Source organism: Photobacterium piscicola (genome assembly GCF_900166965.1).
In the GTDB taxonomy this organism is placed as follows: domain Bacteria; phylum Pseudomonadota; class Gammaproteobacteria; order Enterobacterales; family Vibrionaceae; genus Photobacterium; species Photobacterium piscicola.
This window is the reverse complement of the sequence record NZ_FUZI01000004.1, coordinates 90,452-110,075: the sequence shown is the minus strand read 5'-3', so window position 1 is coordinate 110,075 and position 19,624 is coordinate 90,452. Positions and strand designations below refer to the sequence as shown.

At 37.4% G+C, this 19,624-nt stretch carries 17 protein-coding genes; 14 read left to right on the top strand and 3 right to left on the bottom strand.

Annotated elements, in window-relative coordinates; translation table 11 throughout:
* The first annotated feature begins 9 nt into the window (after positions 1–9).
* From fabG to CZ809_RS11900, 10 genes are all read left to right on the top strand, one after another.
* Complete coding sequence (gene fabG / locus CZ809_RS11945) at positions 10–744, top strand: 3-oxoacyl-ACP reductase FabG (RefSeq protein ID WP_080157865.1); 735 nt, start codon at positions 10–12, stop codon at positions 742–744.
* Positions 745–902: 158 nt separating this feature from the next.
* Positions 903–1,136 carry an acyl carrier protein gene (gene acpP / locus CZ809_RS11940; RefSeq protein WP_027697107.1) on the top strand — a complete coding sequence of 78 codons (234 nt, stop codon included), beginning with the start codon at positions 903–905 and terminating at the stop codon, positions 1,134–1,136.
* Between the two features lie 88 nt (positions 1,137–1,224).
* A complete protein-coding gene (fabF, locus tag CZ809_RS11935) occupies positions 1,225–2,463 on the top strand; it encodes a beta-ketoacyl-ACP synthase II (RefSeq protein WP_080157864.1) in 1,239 nt (412 codons plus the stop codon).
* 105 nt (positions 2,464–2,568) lie between these two features.
* Positions 2,569–3,378, top strand: coding sequence for an aminodeoxychorismate lyase (pabC, locus tag CZ809_RS11930; protein WP_080157863.1), 810 nt, complete (start codon positions 2,569–2,571; stop codon positions 3,376–3,378).
* The gene (gene mltG / locus CZ809_RS11925) at positions 3,372–4,388 is read left to right on the top strand and encodes an endolytic transglycosylase MltG (RefSeq protein WP_080157862.1); all 1,017 of its coding nucleotides are present in this window, start codon (positions 3,372–3,374) and stop codon (positions 4,386–4,388) included. Before pabC ends, mltG begins: the two co-directional genes overlap by 7 nt.
* Positions 4,385–5,014 (top strand): dTMP kinase, encoded by a 630-nt coding sequence (gene tmk / locus CZ809_RS11920; RefSeq protein WP_080157861.1) that lies wholly within the window; start codon positions 4,385–4,387, stop codon positions 5,012–5,014. The genes mltG and tmk overlap by 4 nt, the downstream gene beginning before the upstream one ends.
* A 2-nt stretch (positions 5,015–5,016) precedes the next feature.
* A complete protein-coding gene (gene holB / locus CZ809_RS11915; protein ID WP_080157860.1) occupies positions 5,017–5,979 on the top strand; it encodes a DNA polymerase III subunit delta' in 963 nt (320 codons plus the stop codon).
* 68 nt (positions 5,980–6,047) lie between these two features.
* Entirely contained in the window at positions 6,048–6,824 is a 777-nt protein-coding gene (locus CZ809_RS11910; protein ID WP_080157859.1) for a TatD family hydrolase, read from the top strand.
* A gap of 475 nt (positions 6,825–7,299) precedes the next feature.
* A complete protein-coding gene (locus CZ809_RS11905) occupies positions 7,300–8,418 on the top strand; it encodes an AAA family ATPase (protein ID WP_080157858.1) in 1,119 nt (372 codons plus the stop codon).
* Positions 8,411–9,187 carry a hypothetical protein gene (locus CZ809_RS11900; RefSeq protein WP_080157857.1) on the top strand — a complete coding sequence of 259 codons (777 nt, stop codon included), beginning with the start codon at positions 8,411–8,413 and terminating at the stop codon, positions 9,185–9,187. The genes CZ809_RS11905 and CZ809_RS11900 overlap by 8 nt, the downstream gene beginning before the upstream one ends.
* A 295-nt stretch (positions 9,188–9,482) precedes the next feature.
* On the opposite strand, the gene CZ809_RS11895 is transcribed toward CZ809_RS11900, so the two are convergent.
* Complete coding sequence (locus tag CZ809_RS11895) at positions 9,483–11,138, bottom strand: hypothetical protein (protein WP_080157856.1); 1,656 nt, start codon at positions 11,136–11,138, stop codon at positions 9,483–9,485.
* 291 nt (positions 11,139–11,429) lie between these two features.
* On the opposite strand from CZ809_RS11895, the gene CZ809_RS11890 reads away from it, so the two are divergent.
* Positions 11,430–11,699, top strand: coding sequence for a hypothetical protein (locus CZ809_RS11890; RefSeq protein WP_144396189.1), 270 nt, complete (start codon positions 11,430–11,432; stop codon positions 11,697–11,699).
* A gap of 91 nt (positions 11,700–11,790) precedes the next feature.
* Here CZ809_RS11890 and CZ809_RS11885 read toward each other — a convergent pair whose 3' ends face one another.
* Positions 11,791–12,348, bottom strand: coding sequence for a hypothetical protein (locus CZ809_RS11885; protein WP_080157854.1), 558 nt, complete (start codon positions 12,346–12,348; stop codon positions 11,791–11,793).
* A gap of 375 nt (positions 12,349–12,723) precedes the next feature.
* On the bottom strand, positions 12,724–14,043 hold the full coding sequence (locus CZ809_RS11880) for a hypothetical protein (RefSeq protein WP_235865930.1): 1,320 nt from the start codon (positions 14,041–14,043) through the stop codon (positions 12,724–12,726).
* A gap of 865 nt (positions 14,044–14,908) precedes the next feature.
* On the opposite strand from CZ809_RS11880, the gene CZ809_RS11875 reads away from it, so the two are divergent.
* The 3 genes from CZ809_RS11875 to CZ809_RS11865 all read left to right on the top strand — a co-directional run bounded on the left by CZ809_RS11875 (position 14,909) and on the right by CZ809_RS11865 (position 19,338).
* Positions 14,909–16,432: a PTS transporter subunit EIIC gene (locus CZ809_RS11875; RefSeq protein ID WP_080157853.1), complete on the top strand. Its 1,524-nt coding sequence runs from the start codon at positions 14,909–14,911 to the stop codon at positions 16,430–16,432.
* An 810-nt stretch (positions 16,433–17,242) separates the two neighbouring features.
* Positions 17,243–18,862, top strand: coding sequence for a PTS transporter subunit EIIC (locus CZ809_RS11870; RefSeq protein ID WP_080157852.1), 1,620 nt, complete (start codon positions 17,243–17,245; stop codon positions 18,860–18,862).
* A gap of 8 nt (positions 18,863–18,870) precedes the next feature.
* Positions 18,871–19,338, top strand: coding sequence for an RDD family protein (locus tag CZ809_RS11865; protein WP_080157851.1), 468 nt, complete (start codon positions 18,871–18,873; stop codon positions 19,336–19,338).
* The last annotated feature ends 286 nt before the right edge of the window (positions 19,339–19,624 follow it).

Here is a 19,624-nt window from a genome sequence, read left to right as displayed (position 1 = left end):
GGATTTACAATGAGTCTGGAAGGTAAAATTGCACTAGTTACAGGTGCGAGTCGTGGTATTGGTCGTGCTATCGCTGAAATCTTAGTTGAGCGTGGCGCGACAGTAATCGGTACAGCAACCTCTGAGAGCGGTGCTGATGCGATTAGTGCGTATCTTGGCGATCACGGTAAAGGTTTTGCGTTAAACGTAACCTCACCAGAGTCAATTGAAGTAACATTAAAGCAAATTAAAGAACAATATGGCGATATTGACATTTTAGTGAATAACGCTGGTATTACTCGTGATAATCTACTTATGCGTATGAAAGACGACGAATGGCAAGATATCATGGATACCAACCTAACGTCGGTTTTCCGTCTGTCTAAAGCCGTGCTACGTGCTATGATGAAAAAACGTAATGGTCGTATCATTAGCATTGGTTCTGTTGTTGGCACTATGGGCAACGCAGGTCAGACAAACTACGCAGCTGCTAAAGCAGGTTTGCTTGGTTTTACAAAATCGATGGCACGCGAAGTTGCTTCTCGTGGAATCACCGTTAACGCAGTTGCACCCGGTTTCATTGAAACGGATATGACAAAAGCGTTAAATGATGATCAACGCGCTGCAACGTTAGCAAATGTTCCTGCTGGTCGTTTAGGCGATCCGCGCGAAATAGCAGCGGCTGTTGCTTTTTTAGCCTCTGATGAAGCTGCTTATATAACAGGCGAAACATTGCACGTTAACGGCGGCATGTATATGATTTAAGCAAATTTGTTGTAATACTTCATGATTCAAGTCAAATTGAACTATTTTTCTGGTTAAATCGTGGTTTGACCAGCATTATGAGTGTTGCAACTTTTGCTGTAATGAATAAACTACAACAAATCGCATTAGCGAATTCTTGTTAAAGGAAATATATTAGTATGAGCAACATCGAAGAACGCGTAAGAAAAATCATCGTTGAGCAACTAGGCGTAGACGAAGCAGAAGTTAAAAACGAAGCATCTTTCGTTGACGATCTAGGTGCTGATTCTCTAGATACAGTTGAACTAGTAATGGCTCTTGAAGAAGAATTCGATACAGAAATCCCTGACGAAGAAGCTGAAAAAATTACTACTGTTCAAGCTGCAATCGACTACGTAAACAGCGCACAGTAATATAAAAATGAATATTCCCAGGCGGTCATTATGACCGCCTGTTTTTTTTCACTTCCTGTTTTATCCTCAATTCCCGGAGAAATTAATCGTGTCTAAGCGTCGTGTAGTTGTAACTGGCATGGGTATGCTTACCCCGGTTGGTAATTCTGTTGAATCTTCTTGGAAAGCTTTACAATCTGGCACTAGTGGTATCAGTACCATTCAACATTTTGATGCAAGCGCATTTGCTACTCAATTTGCCGGAATGATCAAAGACTTCAATTGTGAAGATTACATGTCTAAGAAAGATGCACGCAAAATGGATTTATTTATCCAGTACGGCGTTGCAGCTGGCGTACAAGCATTCAAAGATTCTGGTATTGAAGTTACTGAAGAAAACGCACCACGTATCGGTGTCGCTATTGGTTCTGGTATTGGTGGTCTTGGTTTAATTGAAGCTGGCCATCAAACATTGATTGACAAAGGACCGCGTAAAATCAGTCCGTTCTTTGTACCATCAACAATTGTTAATATGATCGCAGGCCACATGTCTATCATGTACGGTCTACGTGGTCCAAATATCGCGATTTCTACTGCGTGTACGACGGGCCTTCATAACATTGGCCATGCTGCACGTATGATTGCATACGGCGATGCTGATGCGATGCTAGCGGGTGGTGCAGAAAAAGCATCAACAGAGCTAGGCATGGCAGGCTTTGCTGCTGCAAAAGCATTATCAACACGTAATGATGATCCTCAAGCGGCTTCTCGTCCATGGGACAAAGATCGTGATGGTTTCGTATTAGGCGATGGTGCTGGTGTGATTGTGCTTGAAGAGTACGAACATGCCAAAGCACGTGGCGCAAAAATTTATGCAGAGCTTGTTGGCTTTGGCATGAGTGGTGATGCTTACCACATGACGTCACCAAGTGCAGACGGTTCTGGTGGTGCATTAGCTATGGAAGCTTGTATTCGTGATGCGGGTATCAATGCTGACAAGATTGGCTACATTAACGCACACGGCACATCAACGCCTGCGGGTGATAAGACTGAAACATTAGGCATTAAACGCGCGCTAGGTGCTGCTGCGGATAGTGTTATGGTTTCATCAACTAAATCAATGACTGGTCACTTGTTAGGTGCTGCTGGCTCTGTTGAATCAATCATCACTATTTTAAGTTTGATTGATCAAGTAGTACCACCAACAATTAACTTGGATAATCCAGGTGAAGGTTGTGATCTTGATTATGTTCCAGGTGAAGCACGTCAAGCTAACCTAGAATACGCATTATGTAACTCATTCGGTTTTGGCGGCACTAACGGTTCGTTATTGTTTAAGAAAATTTAATTCACTTATTTGCGTGTTGAGCAATAAGTGCCATAACCTGATATGATTAAGTAGCCTGATATTTCGATATCAGGCTATTTTTTTATCTGTACAAAGGAATACTTAATGGCCCTAGTGAACAGTTGTGAACAACAGCAACTTGCTATTACCGATCGCGCGACTCAATATGGTGATGGTTGCTTTACAACAATGCTGGTTGAACATCAGCAGGTTCAATTATGGTCATTGCATTTAGCGCGTTTTAAAGTAAGCCTTGAAAGATTAGCAATAGCTGCACCTGATTGGCTGCAGGTATATACTGACGTTGCTGCCCTTGCATTAAAATATCCACATCAAGGCGGTATCAAAATTTTAATTAGTCGTGGCAGTGGTGGCCGTGGCTATAATCCAGCTGGGTGTCATGATACTCAAGTGATCATCACCCATTTTGAATGGCCATTGCATTATCAACAGTGGCAACAACAAGGAATTACATTAGGTGTATGCCAGCTACGAATGGGTAATAGCCCAATGCTCGCAGGAATGAAGCACCTAAATCGGCTTGAACAAGTATTATTGAAACAAGAAATTGAAAAAACGGGTTGGGTTGATGCAGTTGCATTAGATAGCGATGGCCGCGTTATTGAAACAACTGTTGCGAATCTATTTTGGCGTAAAGGTAATACTGTATATACTCCAGCGCTGCAACGTACAGGTGTTGCAGGGGTTATGCGTCAACGGGTGCTTGATATGCTTAATGAATTAAATTATGACTATCAAGTGGGTGACTTTGCCCTTGAAGCTGTACTGACTGCGGATGAAGTTTTTATTACTAACGCATTGATGACGTTAGTACCTATAAATCAAATACAAACAACACAATATAGTGAACGTACAGTGTTCAAAATACTATGGAAGAGGTTACATTCGTGCTAAAGAAGTTGATTACTGTGATTTTTATATTGCTATTATTAATAGCAAGCGCGGCTGGTTGGGGATATTTTCAAGTTAAATCAACGCTTGATAAACCAGTACTGACGGAACAACAAACATTTATTACCGTTAAGACGGGGACATCTTTCCGCGGGCTATTAACGCAATTAAGTAATGATAAGCTAATAACAATATCACCATGGTTACGTTGGGTTGGGTATTTGGAACCAGCATTAACAGACATTAAAGCAGGTACGTATGCTATCAAACCGCAAGCGTCTTTATATTCTGTCTTAACCATGATCACCGAAGGTAAAGAATATCAATATGCGATCACGCTGGTGGATGGTGAACGTTTTAGTGAATGGCGTGAGTTGTTACAAGCTGATCCTCATTTAGCTCATACCACCGATGATATGACCCAAGCGCAAATTAGCGCTGCGGTTGGTATCGATAATGATAAAATTGAAGGTTATTTTCTGCCGAATACATATCACTTTACTGCGGGCACGAGTGATATCAGTATTTTAAAGCGTGCACATAGTGCAATGATGAAAGAATTAGATCTTGCATGGCAGCAACGCGCGTCAGATTTACCTTTAAAAACGCCGTACCAAGCGTTGATCATGGCATCTATTATTGAAAAAGAAACAGCCGTGGCCAGTGAGCGTGGTTTAGTGGCATCTGTCTTTATGAATCGTTTACGCGCCAATATGCCATTACAAACTGATCCTACGGTTATTTATGGCATGGGCGATAAGTATAACGGCAACATTACGAAAAAAGACCTACGCACACCAACTGCTTACAACACCTACACCATGCGTGGTTTACCGCCAACGCCAATAGCAATGCCAAGTAAGGCATCTATCATGGCTGCCGTTGATCCCGATAACAGTGACTTTTATTATTTTGTTGCTGATGGTAAAGGGGGTCACAAGTTTTCAACTACATTAGTCGAGCACAACCGCGCGGTTCGTGCCTACCTTAAAATATTAAGAACACAGAAATGATCGGTAAATTTATTGTCATCGAAGGCCTTGAAGGGGCTGGTAAAAGTACAGCTATTGCACAAGTTATAGCAACATTAGCGCAGCATGGTATTACAAACCCACAATCAACACGTGAACCTGGTGGCACTCCGTTGGCAGAGCAAATGCGCGCCTTAGTTAAACAAGGTCATCCTGATGAGCCTTTAACGGATATGGCAGAGTTATTACTGCTGTATGCGGCGCGTATTCAATTGGTTGATAATGTAATTAAACCTGCTCTAGCTGAAGGACGGTGGGTGGTGGGTGATCGCCATGATATGTCATCACAGGCTTATCAAGGCGGTGGTCGTGGTTTTGATCAAGCATTGATGGAAAACCTGCGTGATACCGTTCTAGGGGATTTTCGTCCTGATCTGACTATCTATATGGATATTGATCCTGTATTAGGCTTACAGCGTGCACGTGGCCGTGGTGAGCTTGATCGTATTGAACAAATGGATATCAGTTTCTTTGAACGTGCTCGTGAGCGTTTTTTAGCATTATGTCACAATCAGCCTAATGTGATTATTATTGATGCGAGCCAAACTTTAGAACAGGTTACTGCTGATTTAACCCAAGCATTACAGTCTTGGTTGGAGCAACAATAATAATGATCTATCCATGGCAACAAACTTTGTGGCACAACTGGCAGCAGTTGCTTGAGCAACGACGTTTACACCATGCTATTTTGTTATTAGCGGCAAAGGGCAGTGGACGTGGTGTATTAACTCGACAATTATCTAAAACCGTACTTTGTCAAAACTCACAAACCGAGCCTTGTGGTGTTTGTCATAGCTGCCAATTATTTGATGCTGAAAACCATCCTGACTTTCATGTAATTAAGCCTGAACAAGAAGGTAAGCAAATTGGTGTTGATGCGGTACGGCAATGTAATCGCTGGGCTGTTGAGACCTCACATTTAAATGGACAGCGGGTTATTTTAATTGAAGAGGCAGATGCATTGGGTGAAGCGGGTGCGAATGCGATATTAAAAACATTAGAAGAACCGCCAGCTGGATGCCAATTTATCTTAACCGCACAAAGCCTTGATCGCTTATTGTCAACCGTCGTGAGTCGATGTAATAAATGGCGTTTAAACCCACCGAATGAACTCAGTGTGAAAAGTTGGGTTGAAAGCCAACTTCAACAATCTATCTTTTTAGAAAGTGTACGGCTTAATAATGGTGCGCCATTAGCAACGTTGTCTTTCATTGAAAGTGGATTAGATATTCGTTACGGCCATTTAGTTAAAGCGTTTACTGAATTTGTACAACCGCCGCATATTGGTATTTATGATGTCGCGGCAATGTGTACTGCTGATGGTATTGTGACATTACAATTGCTCAGTTACTTTCTGGTGGATTGTTTAAAATGGCAACAAGGGGCAACGCAATATCTTGTTCATCAAGAATCGCTACCCGCAGTTGAAGCCGTCGCGACTACGATACCAACGGCATTATTATTAGAACAAGTGCGCAATCTTAACAACTTACATCGTCAATTAGCCAAACATACAGGGCTAAATATTGAGTTGTTAGTGGTTGAGTGGTTAAGCGGATTTATTGGTAAGTAATTTTCACAATTAATGCTTTACCAGCACCGTTATGAAATGAAGTATAAGAATAAACAAGAGGAAAGCCTGTGTTAGTCGATTCACATTGTCATCTTGATAAACTTGATTACAATAAATTACATACAGGGATTGATGATGTATTAAATAAGGCCAAGGAACGTGGCGTTGAATATTTTCTATCAGTAGGGGTGACATTAGCGGCTTTTCCTAAAATGATGGAAATGATCGCACCTTACGATAACGTGTTTGCATCCTGTGGTATTCACCCATTAGATGTAGAGTCAGGGTATGACTCTGAGCAATTTAAAGCCTATGCACGCCATGAAAAAGTGGTTGCGATTGGTGAAACTGGGCTTGATTATCACTATCAGCCTGAGACTGCGGAATTACAGCAAAAATTGTTCCGTGAGCAAGCACGTGTGGCGGTTGAATTGAATAAGCCGCTAATTATCCATACTCGTATGGCACGTGAAGATACTATGCGTATTTTACGTGAAGAAGGCGCAGAAAAGTGTGGCGGTGTATTACATTGCTTTACTGAAGATTTGGATATGGCATTGGCTGCGATTGAGCTAGGCTTTTATATCTCAATCTCTGGCATTGTGACGTTCAATACTGCGAGCGACTTAAAAAATGTGGTGAGTAAGTTACCGTTAGATCGGTTATTGGTTGAAACCGATTCTCCATTCTTAGCGCCAATTCCATACCGTGGTAAGCAAAACCAACCAGCTTACACGCGCGAAGTAGCTCAATATATTGCGCTATTAAAAGGCATATCTGTTGAGGAAGTGGAACAAGCCACCACTAAAAACTTCTTCACGTTGTTTTCATTAGCAAAACAGTAAAACGCAGTTTTTATCTGATATTAAAGAGAAGCTTTGGCTTCTCTTTTTTTTGGTCGCTGGAAAGAGGCTGGTGGTGATGTGACATTTCTAAATGGTGCAACATATACAATTCTCTATGGGACATATAACAGATGTTATGTGAAATGGGTGGTTAAGTTCGCTGATACGGAATGATATTGATTAAGTTGGTTGTGACAGAATTGCTTGGTGATCAAAACGAGTTAGCTAAAGAGCCATCTCATTATTGGACATAAACGTGTCAGTGGTTATTCTAAATTAGCAATACATGAGTTAACGGAGGTATGGCAAAGTCGCTTGGCTCACTTTCCAGTATTGATAGTGCCGTTCAATTAGTAGCTTCGGGCTTGTTCAACACTTAATCCATATTTGTTATACGACTTTTTTCCGTCCATATGTTGCCGTGATTTTTTTACGGTACTATACTGACAAAATAAATTGCCAATGGAAATGACATATGATCACCAGCTTTTCAGTAAAAAACTTTAGATGTTTTAATGAATGGACAAACTTTGACTTCATTTCAGATAAAAAATATGAATTTAATGAAAATGCAGTATCAAAAGAAATAATACAGCATGCGATGCTGTACGGTGAGAATGGTGAGGGTAAAACAAACATAGGTTGTGCTCTACTCGAAATTATTAGCCATGTGAGCCAGAAAAAAGTTAAGTATCCTACATACGAAAATTCATATCTGAACTCTCAGAACGAATCAGATTTAGCAGAGTTTGAGTATATTTTTAAGTTCAATAATAAATTGGTGTCTTACTCATATGGAAAAGATGAGTCTGCCGATATTGTCTATGAAAAATTCATGGTGGAAGATAAAGTTCTTCTAGAATGGAACAAAGCTGTTTCTAATCTTGCAAAAATTGAATTGGAGGGGGCTGAGTCACTAAATAAAGAATTAAGTGATAATATAACATCACTTGTTAGTTATGTTATAAATAATGCCTCTCTATCTGAATCGGAGAATAACAGCTTATTTTTACAGTTCACTAATTTTGTAGGAAAGATGGTTTTCTTTAAAACCATGAGCAATGTTAATCAATTTGCTGGTGCAATGCCATATAAACACAAAAGCATTAGTGAGCAAATCATAAACGAGTATGGTGTGGAAGCACTTGAAGCATTTTTAATTGAGAATGGTATCAAGTGCAAACTAGAAACATATGAAAGTGTAGACGGTAATAAAATCGCCGACATTTCAGGAAACAAGCCAATTGACTTTTTCTCTATTGCTTCTAGCGGTACTTTTGCTCTAGTTATACTATTTGTATGGCTGGAAAAAATGAAAAACCAAGAGGTTTCATTTGCTTATGTCGATGAATTTGACGCATTTTACCATCACAAGTTAGCAAAAAAGATAGCTTCTAACATTTCAAAGCTACCATTACAAACAGTCCTTTCTACGCACAACACTAGTATAATGACAAACAATATCTTGAGGCCAGACTGTTACTTTGAGATTAAAAACAAAAAAATCAAACCACTATATAAGTTGAGTGATAGAGAGTTAAGAAAAGCTCACAACCTTGAAAAAATGTATCGTTCAGGTGCTTTTAATGAGTAGTATTGTCCTTTTTATCTTTGAAGGAAGGGTTACAGAACCAAACATAACAAATAATCTGAGTAACTTTTTCTTAAACGAAAATGGAAATAGATTATTAAAAGCCTCCTATGGCTTTAATATCTACAAGCTTCATGAAGCTCTAAATAATGATCAAGGGCTAGATTTATATGAAATAATTGTTGAAGAGCTAAATAAAAGAGAGCGCAAAACAGCAGAAGATCAAGCTGTTATCGACATTCAAGACTTTAGTAAGATAAGTGATATCTATCTATTTTTTGACTACGATTGCCACTGTTCCAATGCAGATGATGATAAGTTAGAAGAAATGCTAAGTACTTTTAATAATTCTCAAGAAAATGGACTGTTACACATTAGTTACCCTATGGTTGAAGCCATTCGTCACCAGAAAGGAGTAGCCTACGAATATGAAGTTCATTCAACGGGAAACCTCTGCGAGTACAAGAACTGGGTAAATGAAGAAATTAGGAATGGTAGTTTGGACAGCAAGTACCAAAACTGGGGACTCTATAATCTAACTACATGGGAAGAGATAAGTAATGTTAACTTACTTCGAGCTAACTTTTTACTCAATGATGAAGTTGTTAGACCGATAGAGCCCGCACAACCGTTTGATATATTCAGAGCTCAAAAAGATAAAAATATACCAAATCAAGAGGTTACTGTCCTAAGTTCATTTCCATTAATGCTACATGAGTTTTATGGTTCTGAATTGTTTGACAAATTTATGAGTGAAGGACTAGCAGTTTAACGCTATTTAGGCGGCTAAAAGCCGCTTTCTCTTCAGCTATGATGCCGTCTTTCATTCAACCATTCAATTTATAATCAACAGGTTACTGAGAAGCTAAGAGGTTTAGCTTGCTAAATGAAGAGGAATCTTTCGCCAGGCTGACCGAACGCCACTTTCGGGTATTTTTTATTAGGAAAAATACGTATTAACAGGGTATTAATGAGTAAAAAGTATAACTCATAAATGGACAAAGACGCGTTTCGTCACTTTCCCTAGGTTTTATCGCTTAAATTTGAAAAGGTAATTAATGGGGAAGTTAGCATTTTTTACGGTTTATTAACCAAATGACTAATGCTATCAGTAGGATTAAACTTCCTGAAACGCAGAAAGATACGATAGGGCTTTGAATATTACTTAATGTTGGCCATAGATCTTTAATAAAAGGCTCGATGGCGAAATCAGCAAGGCTTGTTGTCCCAACTAGACCAAAAATGAAAGTTAGCCAACTATCGCTCCGATTTCTCGCTCTATCTGAGATGTACTTTAGTTCATCAAGATGGTATCTGGCAGCTTCTTTACTAGGCTCAACTAATGAAGCTGTACCAAAAGCATTAATTAAGTAAGACAGTGCTTCTGTTACTTCTCCTGAGTTGCTACTGTGGTGTATCAGAGAGTTTGAACTAGCAAGTGTTTCATAAGCATTGAGTAAATAGTTACTATTGATTGGTCTCTGTGCCCATGAGCAGGCTCTAGCTATCTTCAAATTGTGATATTCAATTTGCTCTGTTCTTGCTTGATTTTCAAAGACTTTCGTACAAGTATTTGGGTCATCCCAAGCACTTTCAGGATCGTGCTTAGATTTTAACCATGTCCATAGTAAAACAGCTCTATTGGCATGTAAGGAAAAGTCATCAAAAAGCCTTAAATCAGGCGGTAATTCAGGTAAATTAACGATACCTTCAGACCTTAGTAGAATTTTAGATATCGAAGAAGAGAAATTATTGTACAGTTCAACCTTGGTCTGGGGTTGGTCTTCATAACGAAGTAATGAAATTGATGGTCGTCCTTGCCACATAAAGCTAATTGATGGTTCCTTCTCTACTTTATTAGAACTAACTATGAGAGTACTGATGCTATTGCTGTATATAGATCGACACTGTTCAATAGTTGATTCCCATAAATCACTATCCGCTGTGCCTGCAATTTGATGCAACTCCCAATCACAACCTCCAAGATGAAAAGAATGTCCTTTTACCTTTAGAGCGTCATCTAAGACCACTTGACTGTCGCGCTTCATTTTATTTATGAGTCGCCTAATTTTCAGTCCAGTAAACAACTCTCCACCAATAGTGAAATTGTCCTCGAATGCATTATCTAATACTACCTTTGCATCAAGATATTGCAGTTTAGAATCAATCCATATTGATTTAAAGTAACATTTAAAAATATTAACCACATCAGATATGAAAAGGCTTTCTTCTAGTTTTTCCCAAGTAGCATCTAGTTGAAAACTGAGTATTGCAATTCCATCAGAAAAAATTTTTACAGAAGTGAAGATCGGAAGTTGATAGTCTTCATGTACAAGAACAATTGGTGGTAAACTTGTTCGTAAGTAAGATCTACATTCATTGTGAAAATGATTTTCATGAAACGCGATTTCGCAAGAGTTTGTTAATTCAATAGCAATCTGTTTGGGAATATTCTCACTAAATTCTATTTTCCAATTAGAATCCCAATTACGTCCTTCAGGTCTAAGTACTTCAATTTGGGTGTTACCTAAATTATCTATATATATGCACTTAAAATCTGAATAAAAAATTGACGTTGCTACTCCTGATTTTAATAGTCTCGCTCCTGTTTTTAGCAAATCAATTTTTGAACAATCAAAGCCAATAGAGTAATTGTAAAATACGTTAGCCTGATTAACCTGTAATGATTTGATTGATTGTTCATTATTTCTAGAAATTGACATCACTTACGCCTATCAGGAGGTGGATGAACCACCGTTACTTATTCATGGAGAATGTAGAGTATTAATCAACTAAACACATAATGTGGCATTAGGTAAATCAGGTCAATTTTTGATAACTAAGAATGTTACTCTAAGATAGTTTAGATCATAAATATGCTGATATAACGATGTGCAATTTTTAGGTATACGCTAACGAAACCAGTTCACATTACCCCTCAACCCGCATTGTAGTATTTAAGAAACCATCCATAACAAACTGATTAAGAAAACCAACTTAAATTGAACCAATAGGTGATGATAATACTTATCTTTGCTGATCTTCGTCTGTTAACTACCGAACAAAATGTTCAACAAAACAATATTATCTTGGTTTCAACCGGACACATATTAGGTCTAGGCTCAGATATGGTGCGTAATGGCTATGAGGCTAGGTACAAACATCAAGCTCAAGGTATTGCGAAAGCAAAAGCAAAAGCAAAAGCAAAGGCCGAAGGTAAGTACCGTTGTCACCGTGTAAATGAATCATTACAAGCCTTAGGTATAGTTACTCACAGACAGTAGAAGTAGGGTGTAGTAGAGCAACAATAGCGAGGGTGGTTAAAGATAGTCTGTTTGATCGTTGTAATATATTAAAGATTATTGGTTTTTTAATTTATTCACAAGAATCACCGACAGGAAGAGACCAAGTTGTTCCATCTAGAGCTTTATTAAATTTAAGATAGGCTAATAGTCGTTTTTTAGTCTTGGTCGTTATTGATTCCAGCTCTGAAGCGACACGAGCTGGGTATATTGCATTTTCCTTTGTACTATTGAATTTAGAGAATATGCAATTAATAGCTCTAGAGTTAAGCTTGTTTATTTGTTTGACTTTAAGTTTATTATTAATGTCAGCAATTAATGTTTTCTGGAGTCCTCTAGCTAATTGTTCAACCGCTTTTTTTTGAGTCACATTTGGATAGTTAAGTTGAATGAAAGTATCAATATCATCTCTAATTCCATTGTTATCAGAGTCAATACCGAGTAAGTCATCTCCTCGATCTTTTAAATTTGGTATTTTATCTAACTTTGTAATTTGATCTATTTTAGCATTATTTGTAAATCTTGAAGAAAGGCCTAATTTAAGCCAAACGTTATCTAAGTTAGATAATGTAGACGTTGTCCATATATTAAGTGAAAGCATAAAAATATAAAATAATAGTAGTTGTTTCATAGAATAGAATAATCATTGAACGTGGAAATAATTTTATTTTATAAAGTTATTTCCATATATATATTGTTTTTCTTTTTCGAGTTATTTCTCAAAGTTATAATATAATCTCAATGTTTTGTATTATCTTTTTAGAGCTATGTCTAAGGTTTTTTAATTAACAGTTATTGATTATAAAGATATTAGTAATATTTGTTATGACAGAGTCGTTGGTGAGCACAATAACTGAGTCGAAAACTTACTCATAGATAGGCAGAAATGAATATAGAACTTCTCGTGACCAGTTAATGATGTATCTGATATTTACCCAGTCACTTTTCAAATATTTACGATAGAATATAAAGTGGTTAGGAATTGAAATTCCTAACCACTAAATTATTATTGTAATTTTAAGAAATTAAAGCCGTGTTCTTTTTCAAATAATTTTGGTGCTGTTATTACTTTATCTTGGTCGTAATCATATACAATGAATCTAACCCCATCAGATTTATTAGCGCTTGTTTGTTTATCATCGGGTCTTAATAAAATCATTATTCTTCCAGATTCAAAATAGTTTGCAGCAGACGTAATATCTTTCATATAAGGCTTTAATGCTGTTTTTCCAGTATTTTCCCAATTATTAGTTGTGAATATTTCACCTTTATTTGAAATAATTAAACCAACTTTATCATCGTAAGGATGATGAAAGGCCGCAATTATTTTTATTTTTGTATCTAGAGGTTTAATTGCTAGATAGCTTGTAAACGGAGTTAGAATAAATTCTTTTTCATTAGCCAATCCATTTGTAAATAAATACATTTTATTTTCAGATTCAGAAAAATAGCCAGAATAAATGAATTTCACATAGTTAGTAAGTTGAGGGTAAAAAGCTAATAAAGATCTTGGTTGAAGTGTTAAACCATCTCTATTGACAGTTACGGCTGTGTTATTTGTTAAAGCACCATAACCTATATTATAATTACTATACCATCCTGAATAACTCATTACTTTTGAAATACTTTCTGCAATATATCCAGGATCAGGTAAATCTCGATATTTACTCATTGGAAATGATTTTGGTACTATTGTACTGTAGTCAAATGGTTGAGAATAAGAAATTTGTTCATTTTTAGGTACAATAGCATTAAATAACTTTCCGCCAAACCATGCGCAGTTTGTATACATTGTATATCTGCCACCTGCCCAATCATATCCGACGTTTAAGAAATCTTTTGCAATATTAATGCTTTTTTTGTAAAGATCTGACGATTTTAGCGCAATATCATTTTCAATTTCTTGATGAGTTTTGTTTTGTATATTGACACATTTTTGGAAACTAAATTCTCTAGAAGATTGATTACCATTACTTCCAAACCCATAACCTTTAGACTTAATTTCTCCATTATCATCTTTATAAAAAAGATTAATCCATGTATGGCCAACAATTCCAGAATCAGCCCATTTAGTAACTTTTCCCATGAATTGATCAAAGTTATCATTAGGAGATTCACTTCTTATTTCTTGAAATTTTTCCATGATAGGAATTCTATTAGCGCTACGATTAACTCGAATGCAGACTTGAGGATAATTTATATTCTGATCGCCTTTAAGGTCGACTCTATGTATATTCAGATATTGAATTGAATCAGCATAAGCTATATTAAAAATTGATAGATTGAGTATGGCAGCTATAACTATTGGTACTGAAATGTATCTCATATGATGTTCTTTGAGTCATTAAAAATAGATGCATAATATAATATCAAGGATAGTCGTCTCTGTCGCAAAATTATAATGAAGTGCTTGATTTTTTTGTATCGATCTTGTTGATAATGACTTTCTCAGCTAAGCCATTCTTGTTTATAGCCTTATGTAGAAAAGTTTGTGCTGCTTTTTCATCCATATATCACGATAGTTTACGTTTTAATTGATGAGCATTGTGCTTAATTATTGGAGTAAAAGTAATAATCCAACGGTTGATTGTGAAACAATCAATAGCACTACTGTGCTCCGTAAAAATATCTTTAATATCACGCGTGCTGAGTTTGTATTATACGTAATAACGTACCGCTTGAAGAATGACCTCAGAAGGGGGGTTGGTCGCTAGTGAAATCAATGAGTGACTCTAAATGATCTTAAAAACACATATTTTTAGCGGGTACCGCTAATTAAGCTCCCAACTTATACGGCAGAACCTTTATTTTGTGTTGTTTGTGTTACATTGTGTTACTTAGGTATCAATTCTGTAATAAAAGTTTTATTAGAATTACGTTTTTTTGGTTTTATTATCAGTAATTTACGGCTCGTAATGCAATCCGTGTGATCTATGTTTTATATTTAGCATGTTATTTAAGTATATTCTGGAAATATCGGTCAAAAACGAGCAATATCTTCGCTGGGTTATACTTGTTAAGAATGCTTTAATCAATTTATTATTCTAAAGAGCTAAAACTAAATTTATTAAAGTAGATAAATATTGTATATAACCCTTAATTATATTAATAAAATTAATGAGTTATTAAGTACATGCCAGTGAGGGATGCTATCCTCATTGGTATTGGTCTGGATATCAAAGGTAAAAATCATGTCGAATGGCAATAAATCATCAGCAGAGAGAATCCTTGAAGGGATTGGTGGTGCTGCTAACATTAAGTTTTTAACGTGCTGTGCAACGCGTTTACGTTTTGAATTAAACGATAACTCAATTGTAGATAAAGCCGCATTAGATGCTATTCCTGATGTAATGGGTTGTGTTCCTCAAAGTGGCGAGCGCTACCAAATTGTTGTTGGTGGCGGTGTTGCAACGATGCATAGCGCACTGCAACAGTTAATTGAAGATAGTAAAGCAAGCGGTGGTGCTGATAACACTAACACTAACACTAATACTAAAACTGAAGCTGTGGCATCTAATGATGATGTGAAAGCATCACTGCGTTCAGGTGGTGTTCGTGGCAAAGTTGCTTGGGTTGATGGTTTCTTTGAATACCTTTCAGATTCGTTCCGTCCCATTTTAGGTATTTTACTTGGTGCATCGTTAATTATTGCATTATGTGCAGTATTAGATGCCTTACACATTGTTGATTTTAGAGGTGATAAGTCTGCGGGTTGGATCTTTGTCGATTCAATGTGGCATTCTGTATTCTACTTCTTGCCAATTATGGTTGCTTATAATGCGTCTAAAAAACTGAAGGTTGACCCTTGGTTAGGTGCGGCAATCATGGGCGCATTAATGACGCCTGATTTCCAAAAGCTAACGTCATTAGCGTCAACAACATCGATTAAAGATACAACATTAGGTACTGTCTCTCACGTTGCACACGTGTTTGGTTTACCAATGCAGCTTAATGATTACTCTGGTAACGTGTTCGTTCCATTGATCATGGTTGCTGTATTAGCGCTTGTATACCGCTTCTTAAAGAAAATCATTCCTGACAACCTACACATGGTATTTGTACCATTCCTTTCTTTGATCATCATGATTCCGCTAACTGCGTTCTTGATTGGTCCTCTAGGTGTGTGGATTGGTACTTACTTAGGTCTTGGTTTAGCTTGGCTAAATACGAATGCACCGTTTGTGTTCGCGATTCTAATCCCGCTATTATACCCATTCCTTGTTCCATTGGGTCTACACTGGCCTCTAAACGCACTAATGTTAATGAATATTCAAACATTAGGTTATGACTTCATTCAAGGCCCAATGGGTGTGTGGAACTTTGCATGTTTCGGCGCAACAGCGGGTGTATTGTTGATTTCGCTTCGTGAAAAAGATGCCACTATGCGTCAAACTGCTTCTGGTGCGTTAGCTGCTGGTCTATTTGGTGGTATTTCAGAACCATCACTATATGGTATCCACTTACGCTTTAAGAAAGTTTACTCACGTTTACTTCCTGGTTGTCTTGCTGGTGGTGTAACACTTGCGATTCTTGGTTCTATGTACGGTAGTGTTAAAACTCAAGCGTTTGCATTTACATCACTATTAACCATTCCTGTGTTCCACCCAATGTGGGTTTACGCAGTATCAATCGCTGTTGCTTTTGTTGTGCCAATGGTACTGATTTTCATCTTTGATTATCGTACAGCAGAAGAAAAAGCAGAGCATAAAGAATAGGCCTAATTGCGATTAGCTACTCTTTGTACTATAGAATGAACAGAGAGGTATATTAGCTCGCCTCTCTATGAAAATCCCGCGATGAAAGTCGCGGGATTTTTTTTATTTATAAAATAGATAGAATTTAGCCATTGACGATATTTTTGAATATTATTTTCTGCGCATGCTAGCGATATGATGGCAAGGTAGCTTAATTAAAGGTGAGATTTATGGCTCTTATATGATTTATAAATGTGCTATCGAGTTTTGTGTGAATTATTATGCGACAGTTGAAAAATGAGTTATATGACAAACTTTTAACAAATATTACTTATTATTCATGTTACATAGGTTACAAAGGTTACTTATTGGAGAGGGTGAAATTTGTTGAAAAAGGCGTTTTTTGTGATTGTTTAACCTTTAGAATCATTATGTTGCGATTTATTGGTGGCGTTTAATTGCATTTGTTTCATTGTGATCTGCATTATAGTTTGGAATTATACTTTATTGCTTATTAGTAATTTTGATAGTCATCAAGTTATATTATTCGACGCATTTTATACTAATGCCTGAAATAGTACTGAATAAGTATTAGCAAATGACTACGGGGGTATGTCGCTAGTGCTTAGTGTTATTTCAAAATAAATATACTCAGGAGCAAACAATGTTCACTAACGCAATTACCGATGGTAATTGGAGCTGGTCTCTAACTGCGAAAGTGTTCATCACCTGCTTATTTGTTTTTGAAAATGATTTAGAAAAAGAGACGTAATTAAAGTCTTATATTTATTTCATCGACAAGTGTAGAGTCCATCTCGAGGAGACAAGGTAATGAAAGCCTTTTTCAGTAAGTTATCCCAAGCAGTAATGCTACCGATAGCCTTGCTACCAGCCGCTGGTATTATGCTGGGGCTTGGTGGTAGTTTTACTAACCAAAGTATGATTGAAGCGTACCAAATCGGTATTTTGCAAGACGGAACACTTTTAAATAGTTTCCTACAGGTTATGACCGCAGCTGGCGGTATCGTCTTCGCAAACTTACCATTAATGTTCGCACTTGCTATTGCTATCGGTTTTGCGCGTGCAGAAAAGGGTGCAGCAGCACTTGCTGCTACTATTGCATACCTTGTAATGAACGTTGCGATTGCAAAAACACTGACTGTTGCAGGTATGGTTGATACTACCAACAACACAGTGATATTAATGGGTACCCATTATGCTGGCGTACTTGCTGATGTGCTTGGTATTCATAATACACTCAGTATGGGTGTATTTGGTGGTCTTATTGCTGGTGGTATTACTGTTGTGCTTCACAATAAATACCACGCTATTAAGTTACCTGAATTCTTAGGCTTCTTCGGTGGCGCACGTTTCGTACCAATTATTAGTGCATTCTCTGCATTATTTTACGGTATCGCATTAGTATTTGTTTGGCCTTACATCGGTGCTGCATTTGGTTCTATCGGTGCAACGCTAGGTGAAATGACTGCGTCTGGTCATGGTTACATTGCTTCGTTTATCTTCGGTATTATTGAGCGTGCATTGATTCCTGTTGGTCTACACCATGTGTTCTATCTTCCATTATGGCAGACAGAAATTGGTGGTACGGCTGAAATCGCAGGTCAAGTATTTAAGGGTACGCAAAACATTTTCTTTGGTTCTTTAGCGAATGGTGATTACTCACAGTTCTCTTCAACTAACTTTATGACGGGTAAATTCCCATTCATGATGTTTGGTTTACCAGCAGCCGCTTACGCTATGTACACTGTTGCAGATAAAGAAAATAAAACCGCGGTTGGTGGTCTACTGTTTTCTGTTGCGCTAACAGCGTTCCTAACCGGTATTACTGAGCCAATCGAATTTACATTCCTATTCTTATCTGCGCCACTTTACTACTTTATCCACGTGCCACTAGCCGGCCTATCATTTATGATCATGGACTTGCTACAGGTTAAAGTGGGCATGACATTCAGTGGTGGTTTCATTGACTTCGCTTTATTTGGTATGTTGCCAGGTCTTACAGGTACTGAAAACCATTGGTACTACATTCCATTACTAGGTCTAATTTACGGCCCTGTATACTTCTTCTTGTTCCGTTGGTTTATTCTGAAGTTTGATGTGAAAACACCTGGTCGTAAGGGTAGTGCTGTTGCCGTTGTACGTAAGAAAGATTACCACGCATCAAAAGCAGCGGGTGGCGAAAATGACGTTCAAGCTGATGAGATGATTGATGCACTTGGCGGTAAAGATAATATCGTTGATGTAGATGCATGTATCACTCGTTTACGTATCACTGTTAAAGATGGTGATTTAGTAAAAGACAATCAATATTGGACTGAGCATTTAGGTGCAAAGGGTTTAGTGAAGATTGGTAATACAGGTATTCAAGCTATCTATGGTGCACAAGCTGCTGGCTTTAAAGCACAGATTAACGCGAAACTAGGTAAGTAAGAACGCTAATGAGCTTTAAATTGAAATACCGACGTATTGGTACCTTCATGATAGATATGGCAATTGTGCAGATGTTCGCGATGGTTGGTCGTAACATCTACCTTAGTATTATTGCATATATCTCCAATGGTACTGGCGCGACGCTTTCGTTAAACGATACCATGGCATTACCCGCATTATTGTTATTGTTTATGGGATTAATGCTGTTATTTATTGGTGTCTTTATGGGCTATCAATGGATCTGTTACCGTTTATTAGGAACGTCACTATCACGTTACTTATTAAGCGTTCAGGTTGTAACGACAGATGATCAACCGTTGACGAAGCAACGTTACTTAAAGCGTGAGTTTAATAAAATTTACCTTTGTGTCGCAACGTTAGGGTTATATCCACTCTATTGTGGAGCTCAATATTTAGCTTTCTCACATTTGCCTTGGCATGATCGTACCAACCATACGACTGTTGTATTGCATTAAGTTATCACCATAAATACGAAAGCCACAGCATTACGCTGTGGCTTTTTTTTTGCATTTTTTAATCTACAGTTGTTGATAGGTATAATAACGTTGTTTTTTTAAGCAATTATTGGCGCTTTATTTAAACAGTGTTTTATATTTTTGTTTGATTATGCCTGTGTTTGATTGATTGTTTTTTGCTCATTAATTGATGTTTGCGCGTGATTTTTGAGTAAATAGTTCTGTTTGTTTATTAAATATCGTCTATTTTTCATTATTGGAAAGATAGCTTGCACTGCTGAGTGCT